The 14,931-nt window shown below is 48.6% G+C and carries 13 protein-coding genes; 8 read left to right on the forward strand and 5 right to left on the reverse strand.

Annotated elements, in window-relative coordinates:
• Positions 1-26: 26 nt before the first annotated feature.
• Genes HPS55_RS08995 through HPS55_RS09005 form a run of 3 tightly spaced genes read right to left on the reverse strand, consistent with a single transcriptional unit; the run spans position 27 to position 1,488 of the window.
• Positions 27-473: a DUF6108 family protein gene (locus tag HPS55_RS08995; RefSeq protein WP_253945868.1), complete on the reverse strand. Its 447-nt coding sequence runs from the start codon at positions 471-473 to the stop codon at positions 27-29.
• 17 nt (positions 474-490) lie between these two features.
• Complete coding sequence (locus HPS55_RS09000; protein ID WP_172177846.1) at positions 491-988, reverse strand: hypothetical protein; 498 nt, start codon at positions 986-988, stop codon at positions 491-493.
• Positions 985-1,488 (reverse strand): RNA polymerase sigma factor, encoded by a 504-nt coding sequence (locus tag HPS55_RS09005; protein ID WP_172177848.1) that lies wholly within the window; start codon positions 1,486-1,488, stop codon positions 985-987. Before HPS55_RS09005 ends, HPS55_RS09000 begins: the two co-directional genes overlap by 4 nt.
• Before the next feature lie 1,323 nt (positions 1,489-2,811).
• On the opposite strand from HPS55_RS09005, the gene HPS55_RS09010 reads away from it, so the two are divergent.
• The 8 genes from HPS55_RS09010 (at position 2,812) to HPS55_RS09045 (ending at position 11,173) form a co-directional block, all read left to right on the forward strand.
• On the forward strand, positions 2,812-3,687 hold the full coding sequence (locus HPS55_RS09010; protein ID WP_172177850.1) for an ABC transporter ATP-binding protein: 876 nt from the start codon (positions 2,812-2,814) through the stop codon (positions 3,685-3,687).
• A 51-nt stretch (positions 3,688-3,738) separates the two neighbouring features.
• Positions 3,739-4,608 carry a hypothetical protein gene (locus HPS55_RS09015; protein ID WP_172177852.1) on the forward strand — a complete coding sequence of 290 codons (870 nt, stop codon included), beginning with the start codon at positions 3,739-3,741 and terminating at the stop codon, positions 4,606-4,608.
• The gene (locus HPS55_RS09020) at positions 4,605-4,955 is read left to right on the forward strand and encodes a GntR family transcriptional regulator (RefSeq protein WP_172177854.1); all 351 of its coding nucleotides are present in this window, start codon (positions 4,605-4,607) and stop codon (positions 4,953-4,955) included. Before HPS55_RS09015 ends, HPS55_RS09020 begins: the two co-directional genes overlap by 4 nt.
• Positions 4,956-5,297: 342 nt before the next feature.
• Positions 5,298-6,026, forward strand: a complete 729-nt coding sequence (locus HPS55_RS09025) for an ABC transporter ATP-binding protein (RefSeq protein WP_172177856.1) — start codon at positions 5,298-5,300, stop codon at positions 6,024-6,026.
• Entirely contained in the window at positions 6,023-7,282 is a 1,260-nt protein-coding gene (locus HPS55_RS09030) for an ABC transporter permease (protein ID WP_172324917.1), read from the forward strand. Before HPS55_RS09025 ends, HPS55_RS09030 begins: the two co-directional genes overlap by 4 nt.
• 51 nt (positions 7,283-7,333) lie before the next feature.
• The gene (locus HPS55_RS09035) at positions 7,334-8,578 is read left to right on the forward strand and encodes an ABC transporter permease (RefSeq protein WP_172177860.1); all 1,245 of its coding nucleotides are present in this window, start codon (positions 7,334-7,336) and stop codon (positions 8,576-8,578) included.
• Between the two features lie 57 nt (positions 8,579-8,635).
• Complete coding sequence (locus HPS55_RS09040; protein ID WP_172177862.1) at positions 8,636-9,748, forward strand: efflux RND transporter periplasmic adaptor subunit; 1,113 nt, start codon at positions 8,636-8,638, stop codon at positions 9,746-9,748.
• Positions 9,749-9,757: 9 nt separating this feature from the next.
• Positions 9,758-11,173, forward strand: coding sequence for a TolC family protein (locus HPS55_RS09045; RefSeq protein WP_253945869.1), 1,416 nt, complete (start codon positions 9,758-9,760; stop codon positions 11,171-11,173).
• Positions 11,174-11,425: 252 nt separating this feature from the next.
• Here the strand turns inward: HPS55_RS09045 and HPS55_RS09050 are convergent, their stop codons facing one another.
• Both HPS55_RS09050 and HPS55_RS09055 read right to left on the reverse strand, forming a co-directional pair.
• Positions 11,426-12,040, reverse strand: coding sequence for a hypothetical protein (locus tag HPS55_RS09050; protein ID WP_172177864.1), 615 nt, complete (start codon positions 12,038-12,040; stop codon positions 11,426-11,428).
• Between the two features lie 81 nt (positions 12,041-12,121).
• A complete protein-coding gene (locus tag HPS55_RS09055) occupies positions 12,122-14,842 on the reverse strand; it encodes a chitobiase/beta-hexosaminidase C-terminal domain-containing protein (protein ID WP_172177866.1) in 2,721 nt (906 codons plus the stop codon).
• Positions 14,843-14,931: the final 89 nt, after the last annotated feature.

Below are 14,931 nucleotides of genomic sequence, written 5' to 3' on the forward strand. Positions count from 1 at the left end.
TTCTTTTCCGATGCTGTTGCCTGCAATCACTTGCCGTAACATATCTTCATGATGTCGTCGGGCGACAGACGGCCCTCTATATATATCACCGCGCCACTGCCGTCTCCGGTATTGCTGAACAATATATAACGGTTGCAACCGGCGGCAACCGGCGGCATCATGTAATAGCCGCTCACTATACGGCCGTCGTCCACCACTTCACGTATTTTCTTTGCATGCTTGCGGTCGGACATAAGCCTGCTGTTCACTTCGTTCTGCTGACGTCTGCCATAGGTAAGGCTCTTGTAGACACTGAGGCTGTATCCTTTCAGCTCCGTGTCGTGCATCTCTACCATCTTGCAACCGCGGGCATGGCCGAAGCGCGAGAACAGCTGACCTACATGCACGTTCTGTGCCAGGGCCGTTGCCGCCGTCATCATCAGCATGATGACAATCGCGGCCATGCGGCTGCCGATATAAAAATATCTTTTCATAACTGCCATTCGTTTTTTTATTCGTCATCGTCTGTTATATCTCCGCCACACGATCTCATCATCATCAGGGCATCAAAAGCGTCGTCACAGGAACCGGCCACCAGCGACAGAGCCTCTTCGGCCTCACGCTCCACCACATCGTTGTCGGTATATATACGGCCGTCTATCACGGCATAACACTGCCGGCCGGCCGACGGCACATGCCACACGGACACTGCCATGAGTATGGCCGCTGAAGCGGCTGCCGAAGTCAGAAGCATATTCAAACGCCGCATCACCGGCGACCGCGCGGCCATGTCCTCACTACTTCCGGCCGCCACAGTACGGTCCACGCCACGGCAGGCCGCCCCACAATTCGTCTCCCAGGCAAACAGCGCCTTGTACACCCGCCATTCTTCGGGAATATCAGCTGAGGAAACATCATTAAAATGTTGTCTCAGCAGCTGCTCTTCGGCATTGGTGGTATCGCCGTCGAGATATTTTTCTATCAGTATTCCTGTCTCCTCCTTTGTCATAATACTCTCGATGTTGTAATCCTTATAAACTCCTCACGTATCCTCCGCCGCGCCCTCGACAGGTTCTGCCTGAGGCTTTCGGACGTGCATCCCGTTATTGCCATTATCTCATCGGCCTCATATCCCTCCATTTCTTTCATCCTGAAGATGCGTGACTGCAATGGCGGCAGACCGTTTACAATATGTTCTATCAGCCGTACGTCGTCCGCCGCTTCGGCCCGTTCCTCTTCAGACGTGCCGCAAGGCATCACCGTCTGCACACTCTCGCGTTCGAGCCTGCACCGCCGCCAGCGGTCGTTGGCCTTGTTGCGCAGTATGGTCATGGCCAAAGCCTCAGGGTTGGCATGCCGGTCAAGCTCGTCGCGCATGCTCCACAGTCTGAGCATCACCTCCTGTACGAGGTCCTCGGCACTGCCGTCATCGCCTGTAAGCTGCCGTGCTCTGACCATCAGACGCATGCGTATCGGCAATATTTCACGGTTGAACGTATCTGGTTTCATATCTGTTTCTAATGACAAAACGGATATAACGGAAATTTGTGACATCGGAAACACGGTTTTTTTCAAAAAAACATCTGAATACGAACTATCTTTACTTTAACATATGTTAAGCGGCACTTGAATTGCGATTTCCGGCCAAGACCTTGAAATTCGCGATTTTTGGCTCAAACCGGAAGCGCTGACAGTCAACACGTTACGACAGCGTGACTTTGTCAAGAAAGCAGAGAGGGCCGTTTCGCATTGCAATAAGGCCGTTATTGCATTGCGAAACCGGCCTTATTGCAATGCGAAACGGCCGTTGCGGGAGTGCCGGGAGGCCCTTACGGCAAGAAAACAGTGCAGAAAACGTGTGTAAAGAAAGCAGAGAAGGCCTGACGGTTTTTCTATTTCACGAAAATTAAAATGCGTTTTTTTCAGAATAATATGTACATACCGCAACGTACGGAGAAGGAACTTTACGGTTTCGCCATCAATACATATCAATATGAAAGAAGCACCTCTTTTCAGACATAAAGACATATTCATGCAAGAAAGGCATTACATTCATGCAAGAAAGGCATTACATTCATGCAAGAAAGACATTACATTCATGCAAGAAAGGCATTACATTCATGCAAGAAAGACATTACATTCATGCAAGAAAGACATTACATTCATGACACAAAGGCATGTCTTTACGTAAGTCGGTCTATAGAATCAAACTACATTATCGTCCGGACATAGGATGGATGCGCCTTGAATGAACGCGCCCCGACGGGGCAACGAGCACATAGCCCAGGGTAGAGCGCAGCGGCACCCTGGAATTCAAACATCGCCAATCCCCGCGCCCTGCAAGGGCAAAAGCATAAAAATATATGTAATATAAAAATTGTAAGTATCTGATAATTAATGCTTTTGCCCTTTCAGGGCGAATGCGTGCAATCGTGTAGTTCCCAGGGTGCCGCTGCGCTCTACCCTGGGCTATGTGCTCGTTGCCCCGTCGGGGCGCGTTCATTCAAGGCGCATCCATCCTATTGTCCGGACGATAATGTAGTTTAATTTTGTTGACTAACTTATGATAATTAATTTTGAATACCTACTTACAATATGTCTTTATGCCAGGAAAGTCAGCAGGTCAACCCTCTGTTATATAGAATATGTGGAAATGTTAAAAAAGAAATTTCGACGCAAAAACACAGAAAAACATTTGTATGGGCGCCTATTTTGTATTACCTTTGCGGTGTACTATTACAGTAGTACACCGCAAGCCGCCAATCCGTAGCGCCTGCGACAGCTTCGGTCAAGACACGACAAACGAAACAACAATATAAAAACGACACATATATGATTGAAATCAACAACATCAGCTTCAAGTATGTCAGCCTCCGCGGCCTGCCATTCCTCAAGTCTGACACTGCAAGGCACGGTGACAACATCTTCGAGAACTTCAGCATGACGCTGAACGAAGGCTGCGTCTACGGACTGCTCGGCAAGAACGGCACAGGCAAGTCGACACTGCTCTATATCATAAGCGGACTGCTCAGCCCGCAACATGGCACAGTGAAAATGGATGGCGTGGAGACACGGCTGCGCCGCCCCGAGATGCTCCGCGAGATGTTTATAGTGCCCGAAGAATTCGACCTGCCACCGGTATCGCTCGACACGTATGTGAAAATGAACGCCCCGTTCTACCCCAACTTCAGCCGAGATGTGCTCGACACGTGTCTTCGCGACTTCGAGCTGCCGCTCTCAATGCAACTGGGCAAACTGTCGATGGGACAGAAAAAGAAGGTATACATGAGCTTTGCACTGGCCGCCGGCACACGACTGCTGCTGATGGACGAGCCGACAAACGGACTGGACATACCGTCAAAGAGCCAGTTCCGCCGCGTGGTGGCCAACTGCATGACAGACAGCCGCACTGTCGTCATCTCCACACATCAGGTACACGACGTAGAGCAATTGCTCGACCACATCCTGATGATAAACCGCCGCGAAGTGCTTCTCAATGCCTCCGTGGCCGACATATGCTCGCAATATTCGTTCGAAATACGCCAGCCCGGAGCCGCCGACAGCGATGATGTCCTGTATGCCGAGCCGTCGCTTCAGGGCAACTCCGTGATAGCACGACGGAACGAGGCATCGCCCGAGACACCGCTGAATCTCGAGTTGCTGTTCAACTACGTGAACCGGACGGACAACAATCAAGAACCGGAATGAAAACGCGGAATGAAATCCGACAATCAACAGCAAACAAATAAAACAACGACAATGGAAAATTTGAACACCAAGCGCCTCTGGCTCACGGCAAAGTGGGACGCTACAACAAACTGGAAATCGTCTGTAAGGATAATGGCCGGCATGACTTTCGGGCTGCTCATACTGTATACAGTACATTTTCTGAACATGCTCAACGTCATGTATTCTCCCGACTATATCACCAGTCAGTACAGGTCAATGGCGATAGAGACCAATATCAGCTTCATTGTATTCATGGTGGCGGGGGCAAGCCTTATATTTGCCAACATGAGGACAAAACAACAGCGCATCGCCTTCTGTATGCTGCCGGCATCCAATGCCGAAAAATATATTGTGCGCTGGCTGTGGGCCACGGTGGGATTCGCGCTGATATTCATATGTGCATCGGTGGCGGCCGATCTGATACGTATTGTGATATGGTGGATAGCCGGTTACGGATATACCGGCTCGGTGGTGGCGACAGGTACGGGCATATTATACGAGTCCGTATGTAATGTATTGGCCAACTGTGGAACGGCACACACTGGCGACTCCATACATGCCTTGAAGCAGAAAGAGAATTATGCCATAATGACGTACTGCATTTCATTCTGTGTGATGGCGCATTCATTCTATATTCTGGGCGGCACACTGTTCCGACGCAATGCCTGGCTGCTCACTACGCTCACAGCCATAGTGCTGGCCATAATACTGCTGCATACCGGCAACTTCCCGTTTATAGACGGGACACTCTTCGGGCGCAGATGTAGCATCGAACAGAAAATCATGGCATTATACATATTGTCCGGCATATTCGCAATGCTCTCTGTGGTATTCTACATAGTGAGCTGGAAACTGTTCAGACGCATGCAGGTAATCAACGACAGAACCATCAACCTATGACGACATTCAGCAACGACAAGGCCATATACCTGCAGATGGCCGACCGCCTGTGCGACGAGATTCTGGCCGGCCTCTACGGTGACGACGACCGCATACCGAGCGTCCGCGAATATGCCGTGCTGCTGCAGGTGAACACCAACACGGCCGTGAAGGCGTACGACGCTTTGGCACGCGACGGCATCATCTACAACCGCCGCGGCCTTGGCTACTTCGTGTCCGCAGGCGCACGCGACACCATCATGCAGGCACGCCGCAGGGAGTTTATGGAGCAGACACTGCCCGACGTGTTCCGCCGTATGAGACTGCTGGGGATTGGCATAGACGAGGTGGTAAAGCGGTGGGAGTGACGGCAAGGATGCACGGCCAAAACCTGAGCGGGCCGATTAGATTGCGAAGTTTTTACAACTTAATCGCAACTTTTCAGCCACCACACCCGTCTAATGCAATAAAAACATCTCCGTCAATCAAGATGCACAGAAGCAAAATTACGTATTTTAGTATTAACAAAATATAAAATGGGGGGGTAAAATACCGACAGTATATTTTCAATACAAAGTATTACCTTTGCAACGGAAATGAATGTTCTCGTCGACCCTGATGGACGAAACGAGCTTTCCCAGACTTTGCCACGGCGAGAAAACTGAAAATTAAATTCAACATATAAACAATAAAACAAAAATTATGGATTTATGGAAAGCGTTTTGACTCTCCGCGATGTCAACAAGACCTATCACGGCGCACAGCCTCTACACGTGCTCAAAGGCATAAACCTCGACATATGTCGCGGAGAGTTTGTATCGATAATGGGCTCGTCGGGTTCGGGCAAGTCCACACTGCTCAACATTCTTGGCATACTCGACAACTACGACTCGGGCGAATACCGTCTCGGCGGACAGCTGATATGGAACCTGAGCGAAAGGCGGGCGGCGGAATACCGCAACCGCATGATTGGATTCATCTTCCAGTCGTTCAATCTCATATCGTTCAAGACAGCAGTGGAAAACGTTGAGCTGCCGCTGTTCTATCAGGGCGTGAGCCGCCGCAAGCGCCATCAGATGGCAATGGAATATCTCGACCGGCTGGGACTGGCGCAATGGGCGGGACATTATCCTAACGAACTGTCGGGCGGACAGAAGCAGCGTGTGGCCATAGCACGCGCACTGATAACACAGCCGCAGATTATCCTTGCCGACGAACCGACCGGAGCACTCGACTCACGGACGAGTGTGGAGGTGATGCAGCTGCTGAAACAGCTCAACGAGGAGCAGGGCATCACGATAGTGGTGGTGACGCACGAAAGCGGCGTGGCCAACGAGACAAACAAGATAGTACACATCAAGGACGGACTGATAGGCAGCATAGAGGAGAACAACGACCACCATGCATCGCCTTTCGGCATGGGAGGAGTGATGAAATGAAAGACATATTCACCGAAATATGGGCAACCGCCCGACGCAACAAACTCCGCACGGCACTCACAGGCTTCTCCGTGGCATGGGGCATATTCATGCTGATATTCCTGCTCGGCGCCGGCAACGGGCTGATAAACGCACAATTGCAAAGTTCCGACCGCTTCCTTACCAACTCGATGATGGTGTTCGGCGGTTGGACATCAAAACCGTACGACGGACTGAAAGAGGGCCGGAAAATAAGTCTCAACGAAAAGGACATGACGAGCACCGGATGCCTGTTCGCCGACAATGTCGACAATGTCGGGGCATCACTCAGCCAGTATGGTGTGACAATGAGCTTCGGAAACCAATATGTAAATCCTGACCTGGCAGGAGTATACCCCAACCACTTCGAGATAAACAAACGCGAACTGCTGTACGGACGCTTCATAAACAATATCGACATACGCGAAAGGCGAAAGGTGTTGGTGGTGAACAAGGATCATGCAAAGGAGCTGATGCCGAAAGGATATGCCCGCCTCGTGGGGCGCCACGTCAACATCAACGGCACGGCATATAAGGTGGTGGGCATATACAAGCCCGACAAAAGCATGCAGGACAACGAAACGTTCACTCCGTTCACCACGATAAAGACCATATACGGCATGGGCGACGAGGTCGGCGACATCGAGTTTTCGTTTCACGGGCTGGTCACCGAGCAGCAGAACAAGGACTTTGAAGACCGATACCGCACCAAACTGAACACCAACCACCGTGCCGCTCCCGATGACAACAGCGCCGTATGGCTGTGGAACCGGTACATGGACAACATACAGATGAACACCGGCATAGGCATCATACGCACGGCACTGTGGATAGTGGGGCTGTTCACACTGCTCAGCGGCATTGTCGGCGTGAGCAACATCATGCTCATCACCGTAAAAGAACGCACCCGCGAATTCGGCATCCGCAAGGCCATAGGGGCCACACCTTGGTCTATCCTGCGGCTGATTATAGTGGAAAGTGTCATCATTACCACAATATTCGGATATGCCGGCATGCTCTGCGGAATAGCCGCCAACGAATATATGGATGCTACCATAGGGCACGAGAAAGTGGACACGGGGATGTTTGAGGCTACGATTTTCGCCAATCCTACAGTAGGACTGGATGTTTGTATCGAAGCTACGCTCGTGATGATAGCAGCCGGCACCATCGCCGGACTAATACCCGCACGCAAAGCCGCAAGGATAAGGCCGATAGAGGCGTTAAGGGCCGAATAGCAAACAATAATTCCATTAATCCCACAAAAAAACTCCCATAACAACAAAAAAATGAAACCCGACATAGATACATACAGGGAAATCATAGACACACTCACACGCAACAAGAGCCGCAGTTTTCTGACCGGCTTCGGAGTCTTTTGGGGCGTGTTCATGCTGATAGCCCTAATCGGAGGCGGCAACGGATTGAAAGAAATGCTGCAAAACAACTTCGCCGGATTTGCCACCAACTCGGCCATGGTATGGGCGCAACCTACCACCAAGGCGTACAAAGGTCTGAGCAAAGGCAGGCAATGGACAATGGTATACAAGGATGTAGAGCGGCTCAAACAGCACATACCGGAGATTGACAAGGCTTGTCCGCTGTTGTTCTCACGTGGCGACAATGCTGTGTTTGAAGACCGGTCGGCATCATGTAGCGTAAGAGGCACCACCCCTGACTACAGCAGCATTGCCGAACCGCAAATGCTATACGGCCGATACCTCAACGAGATGGACATGACGCACAACAGAAAGGTGTGTGTGATAGGCCGGAGAATATACAACGACCTTTTCCCGGGTGGCGGAGACCCTTGCGGCAAGGCCATACGCGTGAACAATATATATTACAATGTGGTGGGTGTGGACTGCTCGATGAGAAACATCAACATCGGAGGACGGGCCGAAAGAGCGATAGTACTGCCTATCACTGTGGTACAGAAAGCATACAACCGCGGCAACAGTGTCGACATCATTGCCGTGACGGCACGACCCGGTGTGACCATGAGTTCACTGACCGACCGCATGCGCGAAGTGGTGGCACGGGCTCATTCGGTTGATCCCTCCGACGAACAGGGCGTGGCTATATTCAACACCGAGGTGATGTTCATGATGCTCGACAATCTGTTCAACGGTGTGAACTTTCTGATATGGCTCGTGGGCATAGGCACACTGCTGGCCGGAGCCATCGGTGTGTCGAACATAATGATGGTGACCGTGCGCGAGCGAACCACCGAAATCGGCATAAGACGAGCCATAGGAGCCACACCGTCCAACATCCTGTCGCAAATATTGGCAGAAAGCATAGTGCTGACCGCTGTGGCAGGCATGAGCGGCATTCTGTTTGCCGTGACCATACTGCAGATGCTTGAACTGGGCACCACTACCGACGGGATTACCGCAGCAAGGTTTCAGGTTGACTTCCATACGGCCATATCCGCTGCCGCACTACTTACCATACTCGGTGGTATGGCCGGACTCGCCCCGGCATGGCGGGCCATGAGCATAAAACCTGTGGATGCCATGAGGGACGAGTAGATTTCCATCCCATTCCCTGCCATAAAAAGAAAAAACAACAAAAAAAACGACATCAATATGAAGAAGTATTCAAAACTGATTATCGCGGTCATCATCGCCTTGATTTTCATCGGAACATTCGTATTCCTCTATCAAAAGTCGCAGCCGAAACCTGTGGCCTACAACGAGTTTCTGCCCAAGAAAGGCGATATTGCCCGTACAACCATCATCACCGGCAAGATCGAGCCGCGCAACGAGGTAAGCATAAAACCGCTGATAAGCGGTATTATCACTGAAATAACGAAGGAGGCCGGAGTATATGTACAGGCCGGAGAAGTGATAGCCAAGGTGACAGTGATACCCGAGATGAGCTCGCTCAGTTCAGCCGAAAGCCGCGTGCGCATGGCCGAAATCAACCTGAAGCAAGCCAAGACGGACTTTGAGCGCGAAAAGAATCTGTACGACAAGAAGCTGGTCAGTGCCGAGGAATTTGACAAAGTGAGCCAGGCACTGCAACAGGCACACGAGGAAAAGATGGCGGCGGACGACGCCCTGCAGGTGGTACGCGACGGTGTGTCGCGCAGCAATGCCAATGCCAGTTCGACTCTGATACGCTCAACAATATCCGGAGTAATACTCGACATTCCTGTCAAAGTGGGCAACTCAGTCATACCGAGCAACTCATTCAACGACGGAACGACCATAGCGAATGTCGCAAACATGAACGACCTGATATTCAAGGGAAACATCGATGAGACCGAAGTGGGACAACTGAAAGAGAACATGCCGATGAAAATTACAATCGGAGCAATGCATAACACGAAATTCGACGCATCGCTGGAGTACATATCGCCCAAAGCCTTGGAAAACAACGGTGCCAACCAGTTTGAGATAAAGGCGGCCGTAAATATCGCAAACGGCAGAAACATACGTTCGGGATACAGTGCCAACGCCGAGATTGTGCTTGACAAAGTCACCGGAGTACTCACTCTGCCGGAAAGCGCCATCAACTTCGAAGGTGACTCGACATTCGTATACATAGTCAAAGGCAGCAGTGACAAGAAGACCTACGAGCGGAAGCCGGTAACAACAGGACTCAGCGACGGCGTGAACATAGAAATCAAGAAAGGACTGACGGCAAAGGACAAAGTGCGCGGCCCGCAGATTGTAGGAGAGGACGACAACAAATAATCACGCCAAATGATTAATCAAGGACAATATCAATCACGCAACAACAAACACACGAAGACAATCATGAGAATGAGCCATATAAAGCCGGTACTGTCACTGACACTCATGTTGGCCGCAACAGCCATGCCGGCACAACAAGTCAGGACTTGGACACTGAAGCAGTGCATCGACCATGCTCTGGAACACAACATTGGAATAAAACAACACGAGAACGAACGACGCCGGCAGGAACTTCAACTGTCTACAGCCCGAAACAGCAGGCTGCCAAACCTTGATGCCTCGGTAAGCCAGAATTTCTCGTTCGGCCGCGGACTGACGGCACAAAACACTTATACCAACACCAATACGAGCAGCACATCGTTCAGCATCGGAACGGGCATTCCGCTATTCACTGGCATGAACATTCCCAATACAATCAAGCTGAACCGACTGAATCTTGAAGCTGCCACGGCCGACCTCGAAAAAGCCAGAAACGACATAAGGATGCAGGTGGCACAGGCTTACGTGGAGATTCTCTATGCCATGGAGATTGCCGACGTGGCACAAAGACAAATCAGCATAGACTCAATGCAGACCGAAAGGCTACAGGCTATGGCAGACAACGGAAAGGCAAGTGAGGTGGAACTGTCCCAACAGAAGGCTACATTGGCACAAAGCCGATACACGGCTACACAGGCAGACAACAACATGAAGCTGGCTATACTTACGTTATCGCAGTTGCTTGAGCTGCCCACACCTGAGAATTTTTCCATCATCCGTCCCGAAACAGACAGCACTCCATCATCCGACGGGCACACTTCTACCTATACGGCAATACTGCCGTCGCCCGACGTGATATTCGCAGAGGCTTTAGAATCCAGACCGGAAATACAGGCTGAACAACTACGGCTGAAAGGCACGGAACGGAATATTGCAATTGCACGTTCGGCTCTCTATCCGCAGCTGTCACTCAACGCCGGACTGGGGTCCAACTATTACAAGACTTCCGGATTCAGAGCCGAGTCATTCTCCGAGCAGATGAAGAACAACTTCAGCCAATATATAGGGTTCAACCTGAGTATCCCGATATTCAACCGCTTTCAAACACGCAACAACATACGATCGGCCAAAATCAGCCGTGAGATACAGATGTTGCAACTGGACAACACCAGGAAAACACTATACAAGGAAATTCAACAGGTGTACTACAACGCCAAGGCTGCAGCAGCCAAATACAACAGCAGCAGCCAGACCAGACAAAGCAGCGAAAATGCCTTCCTGCTGATGACAGCGAAATACGAGAACGGAAAAGCCGCCATAACAGAGTTCAACGAGGCAAAAAACAACTATCTGAAAGCCGAAAGCGACCTGACACAAGCACGATACGAATATATGTACCAAACGGCTCTTCTCGATTTCTACCGCGGACATGAACTCGGGTTTTAACTGCAAACGGAATTGACGTTACAACAGATATATATAAAAAACGAGCGTTTTCGTTAAGCCAAATGAGCAATGCCAAACTTGTTTGGGCATTGCCATGGCGAGAAAACGAGGGATGAAATCCGAATGTTTGTTACCATAATATAAAGACATAATCCAGTCTATTATTCATAAACAATTGCGGCGGATCCTTTGTGAAAAGAGTCCGCCGCTAAATCTATATGAATACCGGATTATGCAATACTAAAATGTCTATCAATTATTATATGGCACTACATATAATTGAAGATAAAAATCCCTTTGGCCTGTATATTCATTCATTAACTCTGTCATTGGCATTTGATACTTATCACCAGCTTGAACTGATGTGCAAATAACTTCACCAAGTTCAATTGTCCAATCTTCTTGAAAAGCATTATATAATATAACCTTATAATCTCCAAACTTAAGATATGGCGCAATATCAATCTCTACAGTCATATACCATCTTTCATTCTGTATCAACATATCCTTTGACGGTATACTAAAGGTCATCATTCTATCATAATTGAAAGATCCACCTAAACATTGTGATTGCGAATAATAATCTACATTATAACTCCCTATCAAAGGTGGGTTGTATGCATCATCACCAAAATAACTATACAATATGATTCTTGAAAAAGAAACCAAACCAACACAATCTGTCATTGATGGAGAATATGTAACACATAAATGGAAATTAACATCTTCATATTTCTCTTCTACACTACGTGTGCTTTCTTGCATCGGACTATGTTTGGTTCTCATATCAAAATCATAATCATCTTGAGAAGAACATGAATATAATGATACGACTATAATAAACAATAAGAATAAAAGTTTTTTCATATCTATATTTTTAAAAATAAAGGGTTTACGTTACATTTCATTATTAACGCAAACCCTCTTTTTATTATTCTGCAAATAAGATTATTTCACCATCACCTTACGTGTCTTAACCGTTCCGTTGGCGTAAACCTCCTTCACGATGTTGATACCCTTGGCGGCACGGCTTGTCTTGACACCGTTGATGCTATAGATCTCAGTACGTACTATCTCGCCACAAGCCTCCTTGCTGTCGGTGATTTCCTCAATACCATTTACGCCCTGTGATTTCTCACCGTTGTTCATGATAATAATGTCAAACACCATCACGCTTGAGAAGTCGGCCTGAAGCTTTACAAATACTTTTTCAGTTCCCTCGTATCCGATGACACTCTTCTTGATATAACGATAATTCTTGCTGAATGTCACAGAATCAACCTTTGTCCAGTTGTTCACATCAGTAGTATCTGTCGATACATATATATCTGCACGGGGAAGGTTATTGGAACTACCGTTACCTACAAATGTAACAACATCAAACGGACCTTGGAAAGCCTCAGTGCTCTCAATAGAGCAAGAGTACGGATCGCCATGCACACCGTCGCTCTTGTACGGATTTCCAAACTGGATATTATAGCTTGACGCACCGAAGTCCAAAGCGGTCTCTCCGCGATAACGCTTGGCATCGTTAGAGTTATCTACATCAGCTACCGGACCGTTGTTCTCCCACAATGCGCCCTGACCATAGCTCTTGAACTCCCATCCCTTACCGGGATTCCATAAAGTAAGTTTGTTGGCCGGACCGTCGACAACAATGTATGTAGAGTCGGTCACACCGTCTGAAGCTTTTCCAGTCTCCTCATGTGTGTTATAGAACGGGTATCCATTTTTCTTTCCCTCTGTATAATAGAATGTCTTGCTCTCACCGTTAGACCAGTCTGCTCTGTTGGCATCAAAATGAGAAACCACGTCGATACGTATCTCCTTACCCTGCACAAATATATCTTTAGTAATGCACTCCGACTGCTTTTTATCTCCAAGTTCACCTGTGAATGCAGTGAGGGTGGTATAGTTCTTTATCTCGATAGGCTCGGTATAGATGGTAGACTCGTTGGCTTTGTTGCTACCTGCGATGTTGTAGTATATGATGGCATCCTCTTCGGTTGTGCTGAGAGTTACAACAGTCTTGCCCTCCTGCTGCTCAACAGAGAATATAGGTGAGGCCGTAGTAGTGTATATAGCCACAACTGAATCACCCACAAGACTGGCATCATATCCGTTAGCATAAGCAATCGCCTTTACTACAGTGTTCTCAGATGAAATATTGAACGGCTCAGTATAAAGAGTGCTTGCTGATGTCGGTTCGCTGCCATCTGTCGTATAATAGATCTCTGCACCTTTTGTAGAACAGCTTATTGACACGTCGGTACTCAAATTCTTGAAACTATAAGTGAACACGGGAGTAGCAGCAAGCGTAACATCTTGCTTTGAAGAATTGAGAATCTTTACAGCATTACCCATCAGGTCAACAAAACTACCGGCAAATGATGTATTCTCCGCACCGTATGACAGGAGCATATAAGCATTGCGAGATGGATTGTGAATATGCGATATGACAGCGTCACCAGCCGTTGCCAACACGCGGTCGTCTGCGAAATAGGTTCCTTCCGGTATAGTGACACCGGTCACACCACCATCTTCAAAAAAGACCAGATTGCCATTCTCATCGATATAGTTGTCACTTGAACTGCTTGGCTTGAACAAATCATGCTCACGGAACACCTCTGGGATGTTTATAATATTGGTAGCCGTAGAAATGACATCGCCCAACTCCCACGCCTTATAAAGATTGGGATTGAGATTAAGCATCGGCACATATGCTATTGAACTTTTCACAGCTTCCAATCCAACCTCGCTGCCGCTAAGCATCGGACTTACCACAACAACGTTGTATTGTCTGAGAGCCAGGGCGTCAATGGCTTGAGTAGCATCAATAACCTCGATTGTCACATTTTTGAAGTTCTCATTGTTCATAAGGACGTCATAGTAAGGTTCTTCAGATGCATTTCCCATTGCAGAACTGTATATATAAGCCAATCTGGCATTCTCCAGCTCCGGCATATCCTCAACCACTTCAATATAATACAAGTGGCAACCATCGGTGTTCTGAATCTGAATATCGTATGTACCGTCGGCATTAGGCGCATCTTTCAAATCAACAGGAACCTCCCATTCCTGCTCGGTATACGTCTTAGGTACCGAAACATCCTCACCCGCAGGCGACTTCAACTTTGTGCCACTTGTGCCATGGCCCACATACAAATTCACGCCGCGTGCCTTGGTAGTGTTATGGCTCTCCACACCCATCTTAATCTTGGCACCGGCCTTTACGCCCGGAATGATGAAATAGTTTTTCGTCTTGCTGCCCAGCCACAGATACGAAGCACCTTGATAAGGGCCGAAACCACTACCTGAAAGAGAAGACACGTCGCCATAGTTCACGGCAATGGCCAACGAGCGACTTGTGGTGTTAGTATAGAGTAGTCCGTTCAGTTCTGCAATAACTTCTCCATTGGCTGTAAGCGTTGTTCCTTCTGCCGTACCGGAAGCGGTAACCTCCCAAAAGCAGTTGTCCCTTGAAAGGTCTGTAGGTCCCTTGTCAATATCTGTTGCCTTTTCTATGTCCGACCAGTCCGCACCGGCCTTAAGATTTGCCACCGTTGCCGGACTCCAGTTGCGGAAATCCCACTTGCGGTTCTCTGCCGTAGCAGTGAGCGACTGCATGGCCAGCAGTGCACCACCGATTAAAGTTAAAATCTTTTTCATTCTCAATTGTTTTTTAGTTACTGATAATATATTTGAATCTTTAGTATTTAGAACAAAAGGAGTGTATTACCAATCAATAATACACTCCT

It is taken from the genome of Xylanibacter rodentium, from assembly GCF_013166575.1.
GTDB classification, from domain to species: domain Bacteria; phylum Bacteroidota; class Bacteroidia; order Bacteroidales; family Bacteroidaceae; genus Prevotella; species Prevotella rodentium.

Coding starts and splice junctions, on each gene's coding strand:
- HPS55_RS08995 (WP_253945868.1), bottom strand. CDS start 473: ATGAAAAGATATTTTTATATCGGCAGCCGCATGGCCGCGATTGTCATC.
- HPS55_RS09000 (WP_172177846.1), bottom strand. CDS start 988: ATGACAAAGGAGGAGACAGGAATACTGATAGAAAAATATCTCGACGGC.
- HPS55_RS09005 (WP_172177848.1), bottom strand. CDS start 1,488: ATGAAACCAGATACGTTCAACCGTGAAATATTGCCGATACGCATGCGT.
- HPS55_RS09010 (WP_172177850.1), top strand. CDS start 2,812: ATGATTGAAATCAACAACATCAGCTTCAAGTATGTCAGCCTCCGCGGC.
- HPS55_RS09015 (WP_172177852.1), top strand. CDS start 3,739: ATGGAAAATTTGAACACCAAGCGCCTCTGGCTCACGGCAAAGTGGGAC.
- HPS55_RS09020 (WP_172177854.1), top strand. CDS start 4,605: ATGACGACATTCAGCAACGACAAGGCCATATACCTGCAGATGGCCGAC.
- HPS55_RS09025 (WP_172177856.1), top strand. CDS start 5,298: ATGGAAAGCGTTTTGACTCTCCGCGATGTCAACAAGACCTATCACGGC.
- HPS55_RS09030 (WP_172324917.1), top strand. CDS start 6,023: ATGAAAGACATATTCACCGAAATATGGGCAACCGCCCGACGCAACAAA.
- HPS55_RS09035 (WP_172177860.1), top strand. CDS start 7,334: ATGAAACCCGACATAGATACATACAGGGAAATCATAGACACACTCACA.
- HPS55_RS09040 (WP_172177862.1), top strand. CDS start 8,636: ATGAAGAAGTATTCAAAACTGATTATCGCGGTCATCATCGCCTTGATT.
- HPS55_RS09045 (WP_253945869.1), top strand. CDS start 9,758: ATGATTAATCAAGGACAATATCAATCACGCAACAACAAACACACGAAG.
- HPS55_RS09050 (WP_172177864.1), bottom strand. CDS start 12,040: ATGAAAAAACTTTTATTCTTATTGTTTATTATAGTCGTATCATTATAT.
- HPS55_RS09055 (WP_172177866.1), bottom strand. CDS start 14,842: ATGAAAAAGATTTTAACTTTAATCGGTGGTGCACTGCTGGCCATGCAG.